The following is a 4,734-nucleotide window of genomic DNA, read 5'->3' on the forward strand; positions in this document are numbered from 1 at the left end:
ATTCGATACTTCCTGTCCACCGGTTAACAGTGTTTGTTGAAAGTTGTAAAAAGCAATCTGTTGATTCGCTTCGGCTGTTTTTAAGCGTGCTTTGTTTGCGCCTTTTGCAAAAATTGGCTGCGTTAAACCACCCACCAAATTATAGAAGATAGATTTGCTGAAGAAATCCTGTAATTGTAAGCTTGATAATCCACCCGCTGCGGTAATGGTTAAAGCAGGATAAAAATAAGCTTTTGCTACGTTTGTGTTTTCGAAAGCCGATCTGAAACCAAATTCAGCAGCTATCACATCCGGACGGTTTTTTAACAATTGTGCAGAAACGCCGGTTTGTAAATTAGCATAAGGGGTCTGTTGATCCAAAGTTGTGCGGTTAATCGCATTTGGTGCTTTAGCAACCAAGACGCTTAGCGCATTTTCAGCCTCTTTAATGCTTCTTTTTAAATCGGGCAAGGTTACCTGAGCTGCATATAAATTGGCTTCACTCTGTACAACAGCCGCGCCATTAACTACGGCACCTTGTTTTAAGGCTTTCATGGTTTCAACATCCTGAGTTCTAACCTTAATGGTCTGCTCGGTAATGGCCAATTGTTTATCAAGGGCCAATAAAGCATAATAATTATTAGCAATGGTAGCAATTAACTGTGTTTGAACAGCGCGTTTTGCTGCATCACTTTGTAATAAAGTAGCGTAAGCACCACGCTTTGCACTGCTTAATTTCCCCCAAATATCAGCTTCCCAGCTGGTGCTCAACTGTGCTTTATAGGTTTGGGTTTCCAGGTTAATGTTAATCCCTGCCGGAAAATTCTGTGCTGCTGCAGAAGCTTTATTGTCGGTTACATTTACATCGGCCTGTAAGCTGGGCAATAATGCGCCTCGGCTTTGTATAAGCGTTGCTTCGGCAATTTTAATGCGCTCGATGGCCTGTTTCAGGTCTAAATTTTCATTTATCCCCTGTTGGATCAGCGATTGTAAAGTGGTGTCTGAAAACAACGTTTTCCATTGCACATCAGCAATGGTTGTTGTATCGGTATTATTGTTATCACGGTATAAACCTTCGTTCTTAAGTTGTGGGCGCTCGTATTTTTTAGTTACACAAGCGCTTAGGCTGAGGATGGCTACACCGATTAAAATGGAATGTTTATATCTAAATTTCATGGTTTTAAAATTAATGTGGACGGTTAACCGCTAACTCGTACTCTTCTTCTGTTTGTTCGCGATCAATGCCTTCCTCAAAAGGAGAATTGCTACTGATTTTTTCCTGTAAGGTTTGGAAAACAATGAACAAGGCCGGGATTACAAACACGCCGAATATAGTACCGATTAACATACCGCCTACAGCTCCGGTACCAATTGAAGTATTACCTGCTGCACCAACACCTGATGACAACATTAAAGGCAATAAACCCAGAATAAAAGCAAAAGAGGTCATCAAGATCGGGCGTAAACGGGCAGTTGCACCATCAATAGCCGAGTTAATAATACTCATTCCCTTTCGTCGCCTGTCTACCGCGTACTCTACAATCAAAATGGCATTCTTTGCCAGTAGCCCCACAAGCATGATCAAGGTAATCTGCGTATAGATGTTATTATCTACACCAAATATCTTATCAAAGATGAATACCCCGGCTAAACCAATTGGCAGCGAAAACAATACCGCCAATGGTAAGATATAACTTTCGTACTGTGCTGAAAGCAGGAAATACACGAAGACTACGCAAAGTAGAAAGATAAAAATCGTCTGACTTCCACTGCTTACCTCTTCACGCGATAAACCAGAGAACTCATATCCATAACCTGCTGGAAGGTGAATTGYGGCTTCCTCCTGAATGGCCTTAATTGCATCACCAGAACTAAATCCCGCATTCGGGTTACCCGTAACTGCAATTGAGGTATACAAATTGAAACGTGAAATAGCCTGTGGCCCGTAAACTTTTTCTAAAGTGATAAACTCAGAAATAGGAGCCATTGTACCGCTCGAATTACGCACATAAATACTGGTTAAACTTTGCTGATTAGCACGGTATTTGGCATCTGCCTGGTACATTACCCTGTACTGTTTCCCGAATTTATTAAAGTTTGAGGCATAAACACCACCATAATAACCCTGCAAAACACCCAACACATCGCTAACCGTTAAGCCAGCTTGTTTCACTTTTGCCACATTTACATCGATCTGATATTGTGGGAAATTCGGGTTGAACGAGGTTGATGCATATTGAATTTCAGGGCGTTTACTCAATGCGGCTAAAAATGCATTACCCACTTTGTTGAATTTTTTGATATCGCCACCGGTTTTATCCTGTAACTGGAACTCGAAACCACCGCCGGTACCAAAACCCTGAATGGTTGGCGGAGCAAAGAAAATTACCTTCGCACCTTTAATGCTGGATGCTTTTGCAAATAATTCACCAATAATGGCTTTAACATCACGCTTACGTTTATCCCATGGTTTAAGCCTTGCGATAACCATCCCATAAGAACTACCCGATCCGCTGATCAAACTTCGGCCAACAACCCTAAATGTAGCCTCTACTTCTGGCACCTTACTTACAATATCATTAATTTTTACAATAATTTTATCGGTTTCTTCCTGTGAAGTAGAAGGTGGCAATGAAATATCAGAGAACACTGTTCCTAAATCTTCGTTTGGCACGAAACCTTTAGGCGTTGTATTCATAATCCACACTAACACCACTGCGAAAACAGCAATTCCTAAACCTGCAAGCCATCTTTTTTTGCCTAAGAAACCAACAGAGCGTTTATACTTTTGCGTTACGGCATCAAATGAAGTATTGAAAGCAGTATAAAAACGTTGTAAGAAATTTTTACTTTTTTCGTGATCTTCTGCATGCGGTTTTAAGAACATCGCACATAGTGCCGGACTTAATGTTAAGGCGTTGATCGCTGATAAAATAATCGCGATAGCCAGTGTTAAACCGAATTGTTTATAAAATACACCAGACGAACCCTGGATAAAACTTACCGGGATAAATACTGCCGCCATTACCAGTGTAATCGAAATAATCGCACCACTAATGTCATCCATCGCATCTTTCGTTGCCTTTTTCGGGTCTTTGTAACCAGCATCGAGCTTGGCATGCACGGCCTCCACCACTACAATGGCATCATCCACCACAATACCGATGGCCAGTACCAGTGCAAATAAGGTTAATAGGTTGATGGTAAAACCGAACAGACTCAGGAAGAAAAAGGTACCGATAATAGCCACCGGAACACTGATTGCCGGAATCAAAGTTGAACGGAAATCTTGTAGGAAAATAAATACCACTAAGAACACCAAAATAAATGCTTCAATCAAGGTGTGGATTACCTTTTCGATTGAGGCATCCAGGAAGTTATTTACGTTAACAACGGTTTCATAATGAACACCTTTAGGGAAAGAAGTTGCTGCTTTATCTAAAGTTTTGATCGAGTTTTCGATTACTTCTTTCGCATTCGAACCCGCTGTTTGACTAATGGCAATACCTAAAGCAGGTTTGCCGTTAAACTTTACATAACTGGCATAACTTTGTGCACCAAGTTCTATCCTGGCCACATCTTTTAGGCGAAGAATCTGTCCGTTTGCATCCGCCTTAATAATGATGTCGCTAAACTCAGTTTCCGTTTTTAAACGGCCACTATATTTTAACGTATATTGAAAAGCCTGATTTCCCTGCTCACCAAACTGACCTGGTGCAGCTTCAATGTTTTGCTCTGCCAAGGCTACACTTACATCATTCGGTACCAGACCATAAACAGCCATTACTTCTGGTTTAAGCCAGATACGCATGGTATAATCTAAAGTACCAAATGCACTTGCATCACCTACACCGCTAATCCTTTTAATTTCAGGGATGATGTTAATGTTGGCATAATTTTGTAAAAACTTCTGATCGTATGATGGATCATCACTGTAAATGGCAAAAATAAGCAAGTTACTCGCCTGTCTTTTTGCTGTAATTACACCCGATCTGGTTACCTCTGCAGGTAATAAACTGGTTGCCCTGGCTACACGATTCTGTACGTTAACCGCTGCTAAATCGGCATTTGTGCCCAATTTAAAGTTAACGGTAATGGTTGCGGTACCATCATTACTGGCACTAGAAGTCATGTAAGTCATGTCTTCCACACCATTTATCTGCTCYTCCAGCGGAACAACAACACTACTCATTACCACATCGGCATTTGCTCCCTGATACGAAGCCGATACCTGAACGGTTGGAGGTGCAATTTCGGGGTATTGAGAGATGGGTAAAGTTACAAGGCCTAATACACCTAATATTACAATTATAATGGATATAACTGTTGATAAAACGGGCCTGTCTATAAATTTCTTAAACATAATTAATATGGATTACACTGATGTAGTGTGATTGCACTGACTATATTGTTATTTTTTTATTTCAGCATAAACTGAATCGGTGTTTTTTACCTCAGGTTTAATTTTAGTCCCGTCTTTTAACGATTGAAAGCCTTCTAAAATAACTTTATCGCCAGCTTTAAGTCCTTTGGTAACCACGTAGAAATTACCTTTGGCCAATTCCATCACTTCAATTTGGGTATTGATCACCTTAGCCGAATCGCCTAAAATGTAAACGAATTTCTTACCCTGTAAATCGATCGTTGATTTTTGAGGGACTAAAATTGCATTTTCAACATGTTGAGGAATTCTAACCGATGCACTAGCACCATTTTTTAATAAGAAAACCGGATTAGGGAAGGTTGCCCTTAAAC

General features: G+C 40.5%; 3 protein-coding genes. All 3 read right to left on the reverse strand.

Annotated features, from left to right (window positions below; genetic code table 11):
- The coding region (locus tag AC1DPQ_RS18090; protein ID WP_477610437.1) for an efflux transporter outer membrane subunit at nt 1–1,155 on the reverse strand (1,155 nt) is incomplete at its 3' end.
- 10 nt (nt 1,156–1,165) lie between these two features.
- Nucleotides 1,166–4,342, reverse strand: a complete 3,177-nt coding sequence (locus AC1DPQ_RS18095; protein WP_477610438.1) for an efflux RND transporter permease subunit — start codon at nt 4,340–4,342, stop codon at nt 1,166–1,168.
- 48 nt (nt 4,343–4,390) lie between these two features.
- On the reverse strand, nt 4,391–4,734 hold a 344-nt coding region (locus AC1DPQ_RS18100; protein WP_477610439.1), incomplete at its 5' end, for an efflux RND transporter periplasmic adaptor subunit.

It is taken from the genome of Pedobacter sp. 01T416_2 (assembly GCF_056398925.1).